Raw genomic sequence first — 15978 nt, forward strand, 5'->3', positions numbered from 1 at the left:
CGGGCCAACGCGCCCGGCGTCCCGCCGGGGACCCCACGCCATGACCAGCTACCTGCAATTCGCGGCGCTCGGGCTGGGCAGCGGCGCCGCGTACGCCGTCTTCGCGCTCGGGATCGTCGCGCTCTACCGCGGCTCGGGCGTCCTCAACTTCGCGCACTGCGCGATCGGCCTCGTCGCCGCCTACCTCTACGCCGACCTGACCCAGAGGTCCGGCTGGGCCACCGTGCCCGCGATGGTCGTGGCCGTCGGCGCCGCGGCGCTGATCGGCGTCGCCACGTACTTCCTGCTGATCCGCCCGCTGCGCGGCGCCTCGGCGCTGTCGCGCGTGATCGCGACGCTCGGCGTCCTGCTCGTGATCCAGGGCGCCGCGGTCCTGATCTGGGACAGCCAGCCGCGCTTCGTCGACCCGATCCTCGGCCAGGGGATCGTCAACGTCGGCAGCGTCCACATCGGCGCCGACCGCCTCATCCTGCTCGGCATCGCGGGCGCGATCACGGTGCTGCTGACCGTCGGGTACCGCTACACGACCGTCGGCCTGGCGACCTCGGCGGTGTCCGAGTCCCCGCGGGCGGCGGCCGCGCTGGGCTGGTCGCCCGACGTCCTGGCGGGCGCGACGTGGGCGATGGCCTCGGCGCTGGCGGGGCTGGCCGGGATCCTGATCGCGCCGTTGACCGGCATCCAGGCGTCGGCGATGCCGCTGCTGGTGATCCCCGCGCTGGCCGCGACGCTGTTCGGCGGCCTGACGTCGTTCCCGCTGACCCTGCTCGGCGCGGTCGTCATCGGCGTCATCCAGTCGCTGGTGGCGTTCAAGGTCGACGTCCAGGGCGCGGCCGACACGCTGCCGTTCCTGCTGATCGTCGTCGCGCTCGTGGTGCGCGGCAAGGGCCTGCCGGTGCGCGGCTACATCGGCGAGCGCTTCGCCGACGTCGGCTCGGGGCGCGTGCGGCCCGCGGTGCTCGTGCCGGGTGTGGTCGTCCTCGCGGCGCTGATGCTGACCGTGTTCGGCGACGACCTGCTGGCGGCGTCGACGACGACGCTCGGCGTCGGCTGCATCCTGCTGTCGATCGTCGTGCTGACCGGCCAGGCGGGGCAGCTGTCGCTCGCCCAGTTCGCGGTCGCGGGCGCCGGCGCGCTGATCGCCGCCAAGCTGGACAAGAACGTCGGCCTGCCGTTCCCGCTGGCCGTGCTCGGCGGCGCGCTGGCCACCGTCCCCGTCGGCGTGCTCTTCGGCCTGCCCGCGCTGCGCACGCGTGGCGTGAACCTGGCGATCGTGACGCTCGGCCTCGGGCTCGCCGTCCAGTCGATGGTGTTCAACAACCCGTCGGTCGCCGGGACGGCGGACGGCACGCCGGTCGACGCGCCGTCGGTGCTCGGGCTGAGCCTCGACGCGATCGACCACCCGGGGCGGTACGCGGTCCTGACGCTCGTGCTGTTCACGCTCTGCGGGCTGTTGGTGGCCAACGTGCGCCGCGGCGTGATCGGGCGGCGGCTGATCGCCGTGCGGACCAACGAGCGCGCCGCGGCGGCACTGGGCATCGGCGTCTTCGACGCCAAGCTGTACGCCTTCGGGCTGGCCGCGTTCATCGCCGCGGTCGGCGGCGTGCTGATCGGCTTCCAGGACCACACCGTCGCCTACGCGCCGTTCAACCCGATCGGGTCGATCGGCGGCGTCGCGTTCGCGGTCGTCGGCTCGGTGGGGTGGGTGCTGGGCGCGGTCGTCGGCGCGACCTTCTACGCCGGAGCGCTCGGCAGCTGGGTGATCCAGGTGGTCTTCGGCGGCAGCATCGACCGCTACATCACGCTCGTCGGCGGCGTCTCGCTGCTCGTGTTCCTGCTGCTGAACCCCAACGGGATCGTCAGCGGCGACGCGAAGCTGCTGCGGGCCCTGCGCGCGCGGCGCGGGGCGGGCGACGCCGGCGCCGCGGCCGCCGCGATCGCCGCGGCGACGGAGCCCGCGGGCGAGGCGCCCGCGCGCCGCGACGGACGGAGCCTGGACGTGCGGGGCCTGACGGTCCGCTACGGCGGCGTCACCGCGGTCTCGGACTTCTCGGTCACGGTCGCGCCGGGCGAGATCGTCGGCCTGATCGGGCCCAACGGCGCGGGCAAGACGTCGGTGATCGACGCGGTCAGCGGCTTCGCCCCGGCCGCCGGCGAGGTCCGCCTCGGCGACATGGCGCTCGACGGGCTGTCGGTGCACCGCCGCGCGCGGGCCGGGGTCAGCCGGTCGTTCCAGTCCTTGGAGCTGTTCGACGACGTGTCGGTGCTCGAGAACCTCCGCGCCGCCTCCGACCCGCAGGGCTGGCGGTCCTACGTGGCCGAGCTGTTCCGCCCCGGGCGCGCGTCGCTGCCCGCCACCGCGCAGGCCGCGGTGCGCGAGTTCCGCCTCGAGGACGACCTGGGCCAACGCCCGGACGCGCTGTCCTACGGCCGGCGGCGGCTGGTCGCGGTGGCGCGCGCGGTCGCGGCCGACCCCGAGATCCTGCTGCTGGACGAGCCCGCCGCGGGCCTCGACGAGCGCGAGTCCGCCGAGCTGGCCGAGCTGGTCCGCGTCCTGGCCAAGCGCTGGGGGATCGGCGTGCTCGTCGTCGAGCACGACATGGCGTTCGTCATGAGCCTGTGCGATCGCGTCACGGTGCTCGACTTCGGGCGCCAGATCGCGAGCGGGAGCGTCGCCGAGATCCGCGAGGACCCGGCCGTCATCGCCGCCTACCTGGGGGCGCCGTCCGAGGAAGTGGGAGGTCTGGCATGAGCGCGGCGATCGCGACCGAGGGGCTGTCGGCGGGCTACGACCGACGCGCGGTCGTCACCGGCCTGGACCTGCGCGTGGAGAGCGGCGAGGTCGTCGCGCTGTTGGGCGCCAACGGCGCCGGCAAGACCACCACCATGCTGACGCTGGCGGGCGAGCTGCCGCCGCTGGCCGGATCCGTCGCGATCGACGGCGCCGCCGGGCGCGCGCCGCTGTACCGCCGCGCACGGCGCGGCCTGGCGCTGGTGACCGAGGAGCGCTCGGTGTTCATGCGGATGTCGACGGCCGACAACCTGCGCGTCGGGCGCTGCGACCGCGCTCGCGCGCTGGCGCTGTTCCCCGAGCTGGAGCCGCTGCTGGACCGGACCGCGGGGCTGCTGTCCGGCGGCGAGCAGCAGATCCTGACCCTCGCGCGCGCGCTCGCGCGTTGGCCGCGCGTGCTACTCGCCGACGAGCTGTCGCTCGGGCTGGCGCCGATGGTCGTCGATCGCCTGCTGCAGGCCGTGCGCGACGCGGCCGACCAGGACGGCGTCGGCGTGCTGCTCGTCGAGCAGCACGTCGAGAAGGCGCTGCGCGTCGCCGACCGCGCCTACGTCATGAGCCGGGGGCGCGTGGTGCTCTCCGGCCGCGCCGACGAGGTCCGGCAGCGCCTCCACGAGGTGGAGGACGCCTACCTCGCCGGCGGCGCCCCGAGCTAGCGAGCGGCCGCGAGCGGGCGCGGGACGAGCGCGAGGCGCGGCGCGCCGGGCACCCGGATGCGGCGGCCGCCGCGCGGGCGCCGGCGCGGCGGGTCGTCGGGCTCGGCGCCCGGTCCGCGCTCGACCGGCAGCCGATCCTCGACGGTGAGGCGGATGCGCCGCTCGTCGTCGGCGTCGGCGGGGCGGACGAGGATCTCGACGAGCATGCAGCAGTCGGTGAGCACGCCGCCGGTGGCGATCACCCGCGGCGCCGCGCGGACCAGCGCGGGCGGGGCGTCGGCGGCGAGCCACACGAGGTCGCCGGGGCACAAGGTGGTGGGGTAGGCGAGTTCGGGCACGGTGGGTGGCTCCAGAAGCGCTGAAGCCGGCGGAGCGCACGCGCTCCGCCGGCTCCCGCGAGGCGGTGGGGCTAGTTGAAGCTCGCGAACAGATCGGACAGGTCGACCTGGTTGGGCTCCGGCTGAAGCTCCTTCTTGCCGTTCTTGATGATCTTGAGGAACATCGTGTAGTTGTGGATCCGCGGCGCGGACTTCAGCGGGGCGGGCTGCGCGAAGTTCGACTCGCCGGCCACGCCCTCGGGGTTGAAGTCGAGCTTGTCGAGCGTCTCGATCAGGCTGGCCGAGGTGACCTTCCCGGCGGGGATCTCGTTGGCCGCCTGCTCGAAGAGCGGGACCGCCAGGTACTGCGAGAAGCCCTGCAGGGTCTGGAGCTTCGGGTCGGTCTTGCCCGCGGCCTTCATGTCGGCGGCGTACTGCTTCATGATCGCCGGCGCGTCGGGCGCGGGGTCGAGCGTCGGGTCGGGCGACGGCTCCGCGACGGGGGACCCGTCCAGCTTGGTGCCCATCCCGGCGAGGTTGTTGCCGACGTGGTTGAGGCCGCCGAGGCGGATGTCCGAGCCGCTGGTCTTCATCGCGCGGACCAGCCCCGGGACGCTCTGGTCCGGGCCGAGCGTGAACCCGCAGTCGGCCCCGTCCTTGATCGCCTTGGCGACGACCGGCGTGAAGTCCGTCGTGCTGGACGGGAACCGCGCGTCGCCGACCCACTGCGCCTTGGCGTACTTGATGCCGGCGTGGGCGAACTGGAAGTAGGGGTCGTAGGCCTTGTCCTCGAAGCCGAAGTCGGCGATCTTCTTGCAGCCCGCGTGGGCCATCGCGATCGGCGGCGCCGCGACGTAGGCCTGCGGCGAGTAGCTCACCGGGAACGACATCGGGCTGGTCCAGTCCTTGGGATCGGACGGGCCGTTGCCGATCGTCGGGAGCTTGGCGGGCTCCAGCACCGAGTAGAAGCCGGAGCCGCCGATCAGCGAGTAGGAGCCGATCAGCGCCACGTCCTTGTTCTTGACGGCCTGCTGCGCGCACTGCGCCGACTTGTTGGGGTCGTTGCCGTTGTCGCAGGTGTCCAGCTCGATCTTCGAGCCCTTGATGCCGCCCTTGCGGTTGATCGCGTCGATCCCGGCGCTGACCGTGTCGACGATCTCGGGGGCGGCGTAGGCCTTGGCGTTGATCGGCGCGCTGACCATCAGCTTGATCGGCGGGCCCGTGAACTTGTTGCCGCCGCCACCGCTCGCCCCGGCGGCCGAGCTGTCGCTGTCCGAACCGCCGCAGCCGCCAACGGCGATCGCCGCGAGCCCGACGGCTCCCAGCAGGTGCCATCTCCTCATCCTGAAAACTCCTCCGTGGAAACACGAACGTAGGCCTCCCGCGCGGGAGCGCCTTTGACCCTCAGCGGCGCGTGCACCGGTGCCGTGAGTCAGCCGACCGTAGTGCGCTCGCGGAGCGCTGTCAACACAAATGTTGAAGATCGACAGCGAGACGAAAGAGCTTGCGTCGTCTCGTTTATCAACGATACTGTTGAGCAATGTCGCAACCGACGCCCACCCCGGACGGGGCCGCTCCGCTGACGCTCCTCGACGCCGCGCGCGCCCTGCGCGAGGGCAGCGTGACGAGCGTCCAGCTCACGCGCGCGGCGCTGGCGCGGGCCGACGCGCTCGATGAGCGGCTCGGCGTCTACCTCGAGCGCTTCGACGCCGAGGCGCTCGCCTCCGCCCGGCGCGCCGACGCCGAGCGCGCCGACGGCGTCGACCGCGGCCCGCTGCACGGCATCCCGGTCGGGGTGAAGGACATCCTCGCCGCGGCCGAGGGGGCGACGACCGCGCAGAGCCTGGTCCACGACCCGGCGTGGGGGTCGGGCAAGGACGCGACGGTGGTCGCCCGGCTGCGGGCGGCGGGCGCGGTCATCGCCGGCAAGACCACCACGATGGAGTTCGCGATCGGCGCGCCCGACCCGGCCAAGCCGTTCCCGGTGCCCCACAACCCGTGGGACGTCGAGCGCTGGCCGGGCGGCTCCAGCTCGGGCACCGGCGCCGGCGTGGCGGCCGGGCTGTTCCTGGCCGGGGTCGGCACCGACACGGGCGGGAGCATCCGCGTGCCCGCGGCCTTCTGCGGCGTGACCGGGCTGATGCCGACGTTCGGCCGGGTGCCCAACTCCGGCTGCGTGCCGCTCGGCTTCTCGCTGGACCACATCGGCCCGCTGGCGCGCACCGCCCGCGACTGCGGCGCGTTCCTGGAGGCGATCGCGGGCCCCGCCGCGGAGGACCCGTCCTCGCGGGACGAGCCCGTCGGGCGCTTCGACGCCGGCGCCGCGGGCGGTTCCCTGGAGGGTGTGCGGGTCGGCGTCGAGCGCGCCAACCACTTCCCCGGCGACGGCGACCCCGCGGTGGCCGAGCGCTTCGAGGCCGCCGTGGAGGCTCTCGGCGCGCTGGGCGCGACCGTGGCCGAGGTCGAGCTGCCCCACCATGCCGAGACGCTGACCGCGATGATGATCACGTCGATGTGCGAGGCGATGGCCTACCACCGCGACGACCTCCGGGCGCGGTGGGAGGAGTTCACGCCGGGCACGCGCGGGATGATCGCCAGCGGGGCGCTGTTCTCGGGGGCCGACTACGTCCAGGCCCAGCGCGTGCGCCGCGTCGCGCAGCGCGCGCTCGGCGCGCTGATGACGGGCGTCGACGTCATCGCCACGCCCACGGCGGGCAAGGTCGCGCCGACCTGCGAGGAGGTCTTCGCCGGCGGCGCGATGTCGGTCTACGAGCGCGTCCACACCACCTACTGGAACGCGGTCGGCAACCCGGCCATGGTCGTGCCGATGGGCTTCAACGCCGACGGGATGCCGCTCGGGCTGCAGCTCGCCGCGCGCCCGTTCGAGGAAGCGCTGCTGGTGCGGGTCGGCGACGCCTACCAGGGCGTGACCGACTGGCATCTCCGCGTGCCGCCCATCGCGGCCGACCTGGCCACCGTCAACGCCTGACCTTTGGAGCGACCACATGCCCGACCGCGACCAGACCACGCTCGTCGACCTCCAGCTGGCGGCCGCCGGCCTGGACCCCGGGCCCGTCGAGCGCGCCGCGCTGCACGCGATGCACGCGGCGTTCGCGCCCGGCATCGACGCGCTCTACGCGCTGCCCGCGGCCCGCTACGAGGTGCCCGCGCTCGTCTTCGACCCGCGCACGCCGGCGCCGGAGTGGTGACCCTCCTGGCAACTCATCGCACATGAAAATCTACAGATGTGTTGACGCGCGCGACCTGATGCGGATACGGTCCGCCCATGTCCGCCGGCCCGCTCGGCCGGCACCATCCTTAGAGGGGAGAGCTGATGCGCGAGTTCGTCTGCGCGGTGATGGTCGGTGCCGCCATGACCTTGGCGGCGTGTGGGAGTGGCGACGACGGCGCGTCGTCGAAGAGCGGCGGCGGCAAGCCGATCAAGATCATGGTGAGCGTCCCCGTGAACTCGCCGAGCTGGGGCTACCCGGAGGTGATCCCGACGATCAAGGCCGGCGTCACGAGCATCAACCGCGCCGGTGGGATCAACGGCAGCCCGATCGACGTCGAGGTCTGCGACAACGGCCTGGACGTCAACAAGGCCGCGCAGTGCGCCCAGAAGGCACGGGCCGACAAGGTCATCGCCTTGGTCGGCACCTACGCGCAGATCGCCTCGTCCGGGCTCTACCCGGTCCTGGAGAAGTCCGGCATCCCGAGCCTGGAGATCAGCCCGTCGGCGCCGGTGCAGTGGAGCAGCAAGTCCTCGTTCCCGATCGGCGGGGACCCGTTCTCCTACGTCGGCGGCGTCGCCGCGGGCCTCGTGGGGGAGGGCTGCAAGAAGATCGCGATCCTCGGCTACGACGACCCGGCCTACATGCCCTACATCGTGATGACCGAGAAGGCCATCAAGTACTTCGGCGCGCAGGCCGCGCGCGTGCGCGTTCCGCTGACGACCAAGGACTGGACCGCGCCGGTCGCCCGCGTCTTCTCCACCGGCGCCGACTGCCTGCAGCTGCACACCGCGGGCAACGCGCTTCCCGGCGTGGTCCGCGCGGTCAAGGGCTCGGGCAAGCACCTCACGATCGGGCTCAACCAGCCCAACCTGGACTCCAACCTGTCGGCGATGGGCGACCAGCTCGACGGCATCATCTCGGGGGCGCCGACGATCACGCCCACGATGACGCCGGCCGCCGACGCGCCGGAGATGATGAAGCGGTACGCCGCCGACCTGAAGGCCGCGGGGATGACCAAGGCCTCCGACTACTCGATCTCCGGGCTGTCGGGGTGGCTGACGCTGCAGCTCTTCGCGCAGGCGGCCAAGACGCTGCCCAAGGGCCAGGTGACAAGCTCGGCGCTCACCGGCGCGCTCAACCACACCGTGTTCTCGCCCGGCGTCGTCGGGACCTCGGACTTCGCCAAGCCCGGGCCGTTGAAGAACGCCGACCGCATCAAGAACTTCACGTTCTACGTGAACAAGGTGCAGGGCGGCAAGCTGGTCCCGGTGCGCGAAGTGAACCTGTTGAAGGCCTTCGCCGGCCTCGACCCGTCCAAGCTGTAGGGGTCGCGCTGATGCGTCGGTCGAAGGGGCGCAGGAGCAACGCGGCGCCCGCCGTGTTCGCGCGCCGGTCCAAGGAGCGGGTGCTGGAGGCGCTCAACCCGGTGATGGCGCCGGTGATGCTCCGCCTGGCGGTCGGCGTCATGGGCGCCCGGAAGTACGAGTGGCTGCGCTTCGCCCCCAAGCTGCCCCGGCAGCTCGGGGGCTGGGCCCGGCACCGTCCGTGGGACGACGAGCCCGAGCCGGTCGCCGTGCCGCCCGCGCTGCGGTCCTACGCCGGGACGCTGCGGGACGCCGAGGCCGAGCGGCAGGCGTTCGACGAGGAGCCGCTGCACGACTTCACCAAGGTGCACCTGCCGTCGTTCATGTGGGCCCTGCGCCGGTCGTGGCCGTTCCTGCTGCCGACGTTCCCGCGGCGGATCAGCGGGGCGCGCGAATGCCATGAGGTGCGCGACCGCGCGGTCGCGCCGCGGCCGCGCGAGATCCCGCCGGCCGAGTTGTCGCGGATGATCCGGGAGGAGGCGCGGCGCCTGGGCATCAGCCGGGTCGGGTTCGCCAAGGCCGACGTGAAGTACACCTACGCCGAGTTCCCGGACCCCGGCGACGCCAACATCATCGTCTGCGTGATGGAGCAGGACTGGCGCGCGACCCAGAAGGCGCCGAGCGCCAAGGCGGAGCGCGCCGCGTTCCGCGGCTACGGCGAGGTGCTGCCCAAGGCCGCGCGGCTCGTCGCGTTCCTGCAGGACCTCGGGTACGCGGCGCGGCCCAACGACGGCACGACGCTGGAGGCGATGGCCATCCACTACGGCGTCGAGGCCGGCCTCGGGCAGCTGGGGTTGAACGGCCAGCTGCTGACGCCGGAGGCGGGCTCGCGCGCGCGGCTGGCGCTGATCACCACCGACGCGCCGATGGAGCTGGGGACGCCGGTGGACTTCGGCATCCCACGCATCTGCGACGAGTGCCAGCTGTGCGTCCGGCGCTGTCCGCCGGGCGCGATCCCGCTGCGCCGGCGCGAGAAGCGCGGGGTGACGAAGGCGGCGATCAAGCCCGAGCGCTGCTTCCCGGTCATGGCCGCGACGCACGGCTGCGCGGTCTGCATGAAGGTCTGCCCGATCCAGCGCTACGGCCTCCCGCGGGTCCTCGAGCACCACGCCGCGACCGGGACGATCCTCGGCAAGGGCACCGACGAGCTCGAAGGCTACGTCTGGCCGCACGACGGCCGCTACTACGGGCCGGGCGAGAAGCCGCGGATGACGCGCGAGCTGCTGAACCCCGAGGGCTTCGGCTTCGACAAGACCCGGACGGTGCCGCCGCCGGGCGTCTGAGCGGCGGGGACGGCCGGGCGGCCCGCCTCAGCGGCCTCAGCGGTCGGGGCGGTCGAAGCGCCGCTCGTCCTCCGGCGGGCGGTCCGCGCGGCCGGGCGGTCCGTAGGTCGTGCGCGACAGCCGCTGGGCCCGGCCCTCGTCCTCGGCCTCGTGGAGGGCGGCGCGGAAGCGGCCCGGGCCCCAGAAGCGGCCGCCGACGGCGGTGGCGAGGTCCTCGCGGCTGGTGGGGCCGCGCTCGTCGAGCGCGCGGGCGATGGCGTCGATCTCGCGGTCGAGGTCCTGGCCGGCGCTGGGCGCCCAGTGGCTGGCGGTGCCGAGCATGCCGGGGGAGTAGAGGCTCGGGCTCGGGCCCGGGCGGAAGCGGTGCAGGCCGTGGTGCTCGCGGGCCTCCTGGCGGGCCAGCCGCGCGCGGATGCGGTCGTCGCGATCGCGCGCGGCGCGCTCGCGGGCCTCGGCCTCCGCGCGCCGCTGGGCGGTGTCGACGGCGGCGCCCTCGTCGCGCTGCAGCGCCGTCAGCTCGGCGCGGTGCTTGGCGCTCTCCAGGCGCTCCTCGGCCGCCAGCGCCAGCTGCTGGGCGGCGTCGCCGTCGCGGTCGTGCCGGGCCGCGTCGTCCCGGTCGTGGTCGGCGCGGGCGGTGTGGGCGAGCGCGCGCTCGTCGTGCAGGTGCGCCCACGCGTCGTAGACGTCGGCCTGGGCGCCGACGACGTCGGGGCCGGCGGCGGTCTCGACCTGGCCGCGCGCCTGCTCGGCGAGCGCCCGCTGCTCCCGCGCGCGGGCGCGCTCGATCGCGGCCTCCGCCAGCTCCGCGTGGACCTCGGCGTCGGCCTCGCTGCCGGCGACGATCTGCTCGGCGCGCTCGTCGTCGACGCGGGCCCGCTCCTCGGCGGCCCGCGCGCGCTCCAGCGCCGCGGCGCGGTCCGGCCCGTCGGCGTCCTCGGCGTCGGCGCGCTCGTCGTGGCCGGTCGCGCGCTCGTCCATCGCCTGGGCGTGGAGGTCGGCGATCTCGGCCAGCACCCGCTCGGCGTGCAGGCGGTCGGCGGCGTGGCCGTCGCCGGCCGCCTGCAGCTCGTGGGCGGTGGCGCGGTGCTCGGCGGCGCGGGCGCGCTCCTCCTCGGCACGCTCGCGGCAGCGCAGGGCGGCGAGGTGCTCAGGCCGCTGGTCGGGCTCGCCGTCCTCGGGCGCCGCCCCGCCGGCCGCCGGCTCGGCCTCGGCGGTCGTGGCCTGCTCGGCGTCGGCCACGGTCAGCGGCTTGGCGATGTTCTCCAGCGGGACGCCCTCGGCGCGGACGCCGTAGAACAGCTCGGCGAGGCTGCCCAGCGACATCACGACCGCGCCGATGAAGAAGCCGATCGCGACCGTCGCCTCGTCGCCCGTGTTGATGAGGTTGCCGAACAGCAGCGGGCCGGTGATCCCGCCGGCGGCGGTCCCGATGGCGTAGAAGAACGCGATCGCCAGCGCGCGCGTCTCCATCGGGAAGATCTCGCTGACGGTCAGGTAGGCCGAGCTGGCGCCCGCCGAGGCGAAGAAGAACGTGACGCCGACGATCGCGATGAACGACCAGCGCGTCAGGCCGCCGCCGACCAGCAGGACGCCGAGCAGCACGGTCAGCGCCGACGAGATCAGGTAGGTGCCCGTGATCATCGGCTTGCGCCCGACGGTGTCGAACAGCCGGCCGAGCAGGAACGGGCCCGCGAAGTTGCCGACGGCGAAGATCACGACGAACACCGGGACCGCGCCGGAGCTGACGCCGAAGAACGTGCTCAGCAGGGTGCCGAGGTTGAACGTGACCGCGTTGTAGAGGAACGCCTGGCCGACGAACAGCGCCAGGCCGAGCGTCGCGCGCTTGGGGTAGTAGCGCACGGCGACCTTGGCGATCTCCCGGAACGGGATCGTCGCGCGCTGGCGCACGGTGATCGCCGGCCCCGGCTCGGCGAGGTCGCCGTGGGTCTCCTCGCGCACCTCGCGCTCGATCGCGTCGACGATCCGCTCGGCCTCCTGGTCGCGGCCGTGGATGAACAGCCAGCGCGGGCTCTCGGGGACCGTGCGGCGCACGAGCAGGATGCCCAGGCCGAGCACGGCGCCGACCGCGAACGCCAGGCGCCAACCGACGTTGAGGGCGAAGAGCGAGGTGTCGAGGAAGCCCAGCGCGGCGATGCCGCCGATCGCCGACCCCACCCAGTAGCTGCCGTTGATCGTGATGTCGACCTGGCCGCGGTTGCGGGCCGGGATCAGCTCGTCGATCGCGGAGTTGATCGCGGAGTACTCGCCGCCGATGCCCGCGCCGGTGAAGAAGCGGCAGAGGAAGAAGTACCAGGGGGCGAACGAGAACGCGGTGCAGACGGTGGCCAGGATGTAGAGGGCCAGCGTGAGCATCATCAGCCGTTTTCGGCCGAAGCGGTCGGTCAGCTGGCCGAAGAACAGCGCGCCGCAGCAGGCGCCGGCGACGTAGATCGCGGCGGCGCTGCCGATGCCCGACGCGGTGATCGAGATGCCGCTGCCCGCCTCGGTCAGCCGCGAGCCGATCGCGCCGACGATCGTGACCTCGAGGCCGTCGAGGATCCAGACCGTGCCCAGGCCGGCGATGATGCGCCAGTGGAAGCGCGACCACGGCAGCCGGTCCAGCCGCGCGGGAACCTGCGTCTGGATGATCCCGAGCTGCACGTCGGTCGCCATCGGTGCTCCTTGGTCGGTTCGCGCCGAGCACGAGCTACCCGCGGCACGCGTCGCGCCAAAGGCCGATCGCGGGCCGGGCGTACGCTGTCCGTCATGCGGCTGCCCCTGCGCTGCCGGCTGCTCGGCCACCGGTTCCGGTTCACCGCCGACGGCGACGTGATGTCCTGGTCGTGCGAGCGCGGGTGCGGGGCCGGCGGCGAGAAGCGCTACCGGACCGCCGCCGACGCCGAGCGCTACGCCGCCGCGTTCGACCGCGAGGACCGCGACGACCTGGGCCGCCGCGCGCCGCTGGTGGCCGGGCTGCCGCTGCGGATCTGGCGGGCGGCGCGCCGGCGCCCGCGGCGGTGAGGCCGGGGCGCCCGCGCCGTCACGGCGACGGGCCTTGGGGCAGCGGCGTCGTCCCGGCCTCCGGCGCCGGGTGCGCCTCGATCACCGCGCCGATCGCGGCCAGCAGCTCGTCGGCCAGGCGCGGTCCGTCGCGATGCTCCAGCGGCGTCGCGCTGATCCGCACGACGAGCTGATCGCGGTCCAGGCTCTCGACCGTGATCGCCGGCGCTTCGAGCGTCGGGACGCGCACGCGGTCGTCGAGCAGCCGCTGCAACACGGCGACGCGCACGTCGGGGCGCAGGCGGGCGGTGAAGTCGGCGCGGTCGGGCGCGCGCAGCGGCTCGATCGCGGCGGCCAGGGCGGCGGTGTTGGGCAGCAGGATCGTGTCGGCCCCGTGGCGGAGCGTGACGTACATCAGCCCGCAGGCGTGCACCGTGCCCTCCGCGCTGCCCGCCAGGTTGCCCGCCTGGAAGCGCACGCGCTCGCCGATCCGGAACGGCCGCGCGCTCATCAACACCAACCCGGCGAACAGGTTCGCCAGCGTCTGCTGGGCGGCGAGGCCGACGACGACCGCCGTGAACGCGCCGCCGAGGGCGAGGTCGCCCTGGTGCACGCCGGCGATCCGCAAGGCCGCCAGGAGCACGGCGAGCATCGTGACCAGCCGGATCAGGAAGCTGAGCGTGCTGGCGGTCGACGGATCGAGCCGGCGCAGCAGCTGCGGGCCCGCGGCGCGCCCGATGTCGCGGGCGATGCGCCAGCCGAGGAGGCAGAGGGCGACGACGGTCCCGTAGCGCACCGAGCGCTCGTAGCCGGGCGCGATCGCGTGGCGCCGGTCGTAGACGACGAGGATCGCCGCCAGGACCGGGGTGAGCACCAGGATCTCGCGGCGCGCGGCCCGCGCCGCCCGGCGGGCCTCGCCGAGGGCTCGCGCCGCGCGCCGACCCGTCGTCCGGCGAACAGGGCCGTCCGCGACAGGGCTCGGACCCGGCGACGACGCATCGGGCGACACGCCTGGGCGGTAGCCCAGGAGGGGCGGGCGGCAAACGTGGCCGCGGCCGGCGGGTCGGGTCTCCGCCCGCCCAGGTCGGCCGGGCGGGCGGAGGCGTGGCGGGTGGATCAGATCGTGTTGATCCCGGTCAGGCCGAGGGTGGCCAGGAGGTTGGTGACCCAGGAGCCACCGGTCCGCGTCGTCGAGTTGCAGGGACCGTCGAGGGGCGTGTTCCAGAGGGTCGCCGTGATCGCGACGGCGTACAGGTTGGACGGATCGAAGATCGGTCCGCCGCTGTCGCCGCCCATCGTGCACGCGGAGTCGAAGATCAGCTGCCCGTAGCCGTTGTTGGTGTTGATGACGGTGCCGCACTGCACCGAGTGGGTGCGGTAGCCGGTCTTGCACAGGTACTGGCTCATGTACGTGCTCATCCACCCGTGCACCGGGTAGGAGCCGTACGGCGGCCAGGAGTTGTAGGTGTCGATCGCCGGGTAGTTCGGGAACGCGCCGTTGGTGTGGACCATGACCGCGCCGTCCCACTGCCCGACGCCGGTGTAGAACGCCCCGACGTCCTGGTTGATCCACACGCACGACGAGACGGCGGAGTTGCACGTGTAGTTCGCCTTGCCGATGCTCGAGCAGTGGCCCGCGGTCAGGTTGTACGAATTGCTGCTGCCGTTGGCGTAGGCCTGGAACGCCGCGCTGCACGACCCCGCCGACCACTGGTACCGCTGGCCGGCCAGGAACGGCGCGTCGCAGAACCAGTCCGCCGTGCCGCCGCACGCCGCCGCCTGCGGCTTGGGCACCTCGCCGCGCTCCACGACCGGGACGACGGTCGAGCGCGCCGCCGCGTCCTGCACGAGCTTGGTCGTGGCGTCGCCCGCGTCGCGGTCGACGGTCAGCACCAGCCCGGCGTCGCCCCCGCGGCGGAGCGCGACGCGCCCGGTCGCCAAGGGCTCGGCCAGCCGGTTGGCGACGTCGGTCAGCGCCCGGTCCAGCTCGACCGCCGACCACCGGCTCCGGCCGACGATCGCGTGGTCCAGCCCGTACTCGGACAGGATCCGCTTGGCGGACGCCTCGGCGTCGTCGCTGGTCACGAGGACCTTCACGTGGCCCTTCCGCTGGTCGAACGACAGCTCCCCGAAGCCCTCCCCGAGCCGCTTGCGCAGGTCGGTCTCCAGGCCGCCGACGCGACCCTGCTCGGTCAGGACCGCGCGCGCGTCGTCCTTGCTGACGTCGTGCTGCTCGGCGTACTGCCGCACGGCCTCATCGAAGATGTAGGTCTCGGTCACGGGCCTGCTCGCGCCCGCGGGCGCGGCGTTGAACTTGCCCGGGTCCTTGAACACGGCCGGATCGGGCGTCGCTCCCACGGCCCCCGGATCGGCCGCGCTCGCCGAGGCGGACGTCAGCGACAGCGCGACCACCGCGGCAAGGCCGGCCGCGCCACAGCGGCCGGAGGTCCAACTTCTGCGCAACGACACAGAACTCTCCTTTTCAGTGAACGAGGTCCTACACCGCCGAGAACCTATCGACAGTGCTGCGCGGGCCCCAATGCATTGAGCAATTTGTTCACTTTCGTGAGGGCGCGGCTCACCCGCTCGACGGCTTGCCGGCGATCGCGTCGCTGAGCCGGTCCAGGATCGGGTCCCAGCGGGCGTCGAAGGCCGTGGTGCGGACCTCGGCCTCGGCGTGGCGCTCGGGCCCGTAGCGCCAGGTCGCCCAGCGGGAGCGCGGGCGGGCGAGGCGCAGCGCGCCGACCCAGGCCAGCGGCGGCACGAAGATGCCGAAGAGCGCGAAGCGGAACTTGCCCTTGAGGACGCAGACGACGACCAGCACCAGGGTCACCGCGGTGGTGGCGAGGGCGCCGATGCGGACGCCGAGCTCGGCGCTGCCCATGTTGTTGACGCCGAACGGCGCGGCGCCCACGAGCGTGAACCCCAGGCAGCCGAAGGCGAGGCTGACCATCTCCACCGAGACGCGGCCCTCGTCGGTCCAGTAGACGTCCTGCAGGCGCAGGATCAGCGCGAACTCGTCGAGTACCAGCGACGTACCGGTGCCCACGGCCACCGCCGCGACCGCGGAGGCCACGGAGCCCGAGGACGACCCGACCGACACGAACGCGCCGCAGACGAGCAGGACGATGCCCGGGACGGCGTGGTGGACATGCGTCCCGCTCGCCGAGATGTTGTTGTGGAACGGCCCGCGCCCGGCGCGGATGGCGCGGGTGATGGCGCGCGTCGTCAGGAACGTGATGACGAACGCGGCGAAGCACAGCAGCAGGGCCAGCTTCCCCGGATCGACGATGTCGCGCTGCCACCAGTCTCCGAGCATGTCCCCAACCTACGGGGC

General features: G+C 73.6%; 13 protein-coding genes. 7 read left to right on the top strand and 6 right to left on the bottom strand.

Annotated elements, in window-relative coordinates:
• The first annotated feature begins 40 nt into the window (after positions 1-40).
• Positions 41-2749 carry an ABC transporter permease subunit gene (locus VFG42_RS24530; protein ID WP_324911475.1) on the top strand — a complete coding sequence of 903 codons (2709 nt, stop codon included), beginning with the start codon at positions 41-43 and terminating at the stop codon, positions 2747-2749.
• Positions 2746-3444: an ABC transporter ATP-binding protein gene (locus VFG42_RS24535; RefSeq protein ID WP_324911476.1), complete on the top strand. Its 699-nt coding sequence runs from the start codon at positions 2746-2748 to the stop codon at positions 3442-3444. The genes VFG42_RS24530 and VFG42_RS24535 overlap by 4 nt, the downstream gene beginning before the upstream one ends.
• Here VFG42_RS24535 and VFG42_RS24540 read toward each other — a convergent pair.
• Together VFG42_RS24540 and VFG42_RS24545 are read right to left on the bottom strand one after the other, a co-directional pair.
• Positions 3441-3782 carry a hypothetical protein gene (locus tag VFG42_RS24540; RefSeq protein ID WP_324911477.1) on the bottom strand — a complete coding sequence of 114 codons (342 nt, stop codon included), beginning with the start codon at positions 3780-3782 and terminating at the stop codon, positions 3441-3443. The genes VFG42_RS24535 and VFG42_RS24540 overlap by 4 nt on opposite strands.
• Before the next feature lie 71 nt (positions 3783-3853).
• On the bottom strand, positions 3854-5104 hold the full coding sequence (locus VFG42_RS24545; protein WP_324911478.1) for an ABC transporter substrate-binding protein: 1251 nt from the start codon (positions 5102-5104) through the stop codon (positions 3854-3856).
• A 197-nt stretch (positions 5105-5301) separates the two neighbouring features.
• Here VFG42_RS24545 and VFG42_RS24550 point away from each other — a divergent pair, with 197 nt between their 5' ends.
• The 4 genes from VFG42_RS24550 to VFG42_RS24565 all read left to right on the top strand — a co-directional run bounded on the left by VFG42_RS24550 (position 5302) and on the right by VFG42_RS24565 (position 9641).
• On the top strand, positions 5302-6750 hold the full coding sequence (locus tag VFG42_RS24550) for an amidase (protein ID WP_324911479.1): 1449 nt from the start codon (positions 5302-5304) through the stop codon (positions 6748-6750).
• Positions 6751-6766: 16 nt separating this feature from the next.
• On the top strand, positions 6767-6970 hold the full coding sequence (locus VFG42_RS24555; RefSeq protein WP_324911480.1) for a hypothetical protein: 204 nt from the start codon (positions 6767-6769) through the stop codon (positions 6968-6970).
• 125 nt (positions 6971-7095) lie between these two features.
• Positions 7096-8319, top strand: a complete 1224-nt coding sequence (locus tag VFG42_RS24560; RefSeq protein ID WP_324911481.1) for an ABC transporter substrate-binding protein — start codon at positions 7096-7098, stop codon at positions 8317-8319.
• A gap of 11 nt (positions 8320-8330) precedes the next feature.
• Positions 8331-9641, top strand: a complete 1311-nt coding sequence (locus tag VFG42_RS24565) for a 4Fe-4S dicluster domain-containing protein (RefSeq protein ID WP_324911482.1) — start codon at positions 8331-8333, stop codon at positions 9639-9641.
• Between the two features lie 36 nt (positions 9642-9677).
• Here the strand turns inward: VFG42_RS24565 and VFG42_RS24570 are convergent, their stop codons facing one another.
• The gene (locus VFG42_RS24570; RefSeq protein WP_324911483.1) at positions 9678-12314 is read right to left on the bottom strand and encodes an MFS transporter; all 2637 of its coding nucleotides are present in this window, start codon (positions 12312-12314) and stop codon (positions 9678-9680) included.
• A 93-nt stretch (positions 12315-12407) separates the two neighbouring features.
• Here VFG42_RS24570 and VFG42_RS24575 point away from each other — a divergent pair, with 93 nt between their 5' ends.
• A complete protein-coding gene (locus VFG42_RS24575) occupies positions 12408-12662 on the top strand; it encodes a hypothetical protein (RefSeq protein ID WP_324911484.1) in 255 nt (84 codons plus the stop codon).
• A 19-nt stretch (positions 12663-12681) separates the two neighbouring features.
• Here VFG42_RS24575 and VFG42_RS24580 read toward each other — a convergent pair whose 3' ends face one another.
• The 3 genes from VFG42_RS24580 to VFG42_RS24590 all read right to left on the bottom strand — a co-directional run bounded on the left by VFG42_RS24580 (position 12682) and on the right by VFG42_RS24590 (position 15960).
• On the bottom strand, positions 12682-13515 hold the full coding sequence (locus tag VFG42_RS24580) for a mechanosensitive ion channel family protein (protein WP_324911485.1): 834 nt from the start codon (positions 13513-13515) through the stop codon (positions 12682-12684).
• A 242-nt stretch (positions 13516-13757) separates the two neighbouring features.
• Positions 13758-15104: a hypothetical protein gene (locus VFG42_RS24585; protein WP_324911486.1), complete on the bottom strand. Its 1347-nt coding sequence runs from the start codon at positions 15102-15104 to the stop codon at positions 13758-13760.
• 115 nt (positions 15105-15219) lie between these two features.
• Positions 15220-15960 (bottom strand): hypothetical protein, encoded by a 741-nt coding sequence (locus VFG42_RS24590; RefSeq protein ID WP_324911487.1) that lies wholly within the window; start codon positions 15958-15960, stop codon positions 15220-15222.
• Positions 15961-15978 lie beyond the last annotated feature (18 nt).

It is taken from the genome of Baekduia sp. (assembly GCF_035685985.1).
Classification (GTDB): Bacteria; Actinomycetota; Thermoleophilia; order Solirubrobacterales; family Solirubrobacteraceae; genus Baekduia.

What these genes read in the sequence shown, in the direction of transcription:
- VFG42_RS24575 (WP_324911484.1), top strand. Translation starts at nt 12,408, where the DNA reads ATGCGGCTGCCCCTGCGCTGCCGGCTGCTCGGCCACCGGTTCCGGTTC.
- VFG42_RS24550 (WP_324911479.1), top strand. Translation starts at nt 5,302, where the DNA reads ATGTCGCAACCGACGCCCACCCCGGACGGGGCCGCTCCGCTGACGCTC.
- VFG42_RS24530 (WP_324911475.1), top strand. Translation starts at nt 41, where the DNA reads ATGACCAGCTACCTGCAATTCGCGGCGCTCGGGCTGGGCAGCGGCGCC.
- VFG42_RS24535 (WP_324911476.1), top strand. Translation starts at nt 2,746, where the DNA reads ATGAGCGCGGCGATCGCGACCGAGGGGCTGTCGGCGGGCTACGACCGA.
- VFG42_RS24555 (WP_324911480.1), top strand. Translation starts at nt 6,767, where the DNA reads ATGCCCGACCGCGACCAGACCACGCTCGTCGACCTCCAGCTGGCGGCC.
- VFG42_RS24565 (WP_324911482.1), top strand. Translation starts at nt 8,331, where the DNA reads ATGCGTCGGTCGAAGGGGCGCAGGAGCAACGCGGCGCCCGCCGTGTTC.
- VFG42_RS24590 (WP_324911487.1), bottom strand. Translation starts at nt 15,960, where the DNA reads ATGCTCGGAGACTGGTGGCAGCGCGACATCGTCGATCCGGGGAAGCTG.
- VFG42_RS24570 (WP_324911483.1), bottom strand. Translation starts at nt 12,314, where the DNA reads ATGGCGACCGACGTGCAGCTCGGGATCATCCAGACGCAGGTTCCCGCG.
- VFG42_RS24545 (WP_324911478.1), bottom strand. Translation starts at nt 5,104, where the DNA reads ATGAGGAGATGGCACCTGCTGGGAGCCGTCGGGCTCGCGGCGATCGCC.
- VFG42_RS24560 (WP_324911481.1), top strand. Translation starts at nt 7,096, where the DNA reads ATGCGCGAGTTCGTCTGCGCGGTGATGGTCGGTGCCGCCATGACCTTG.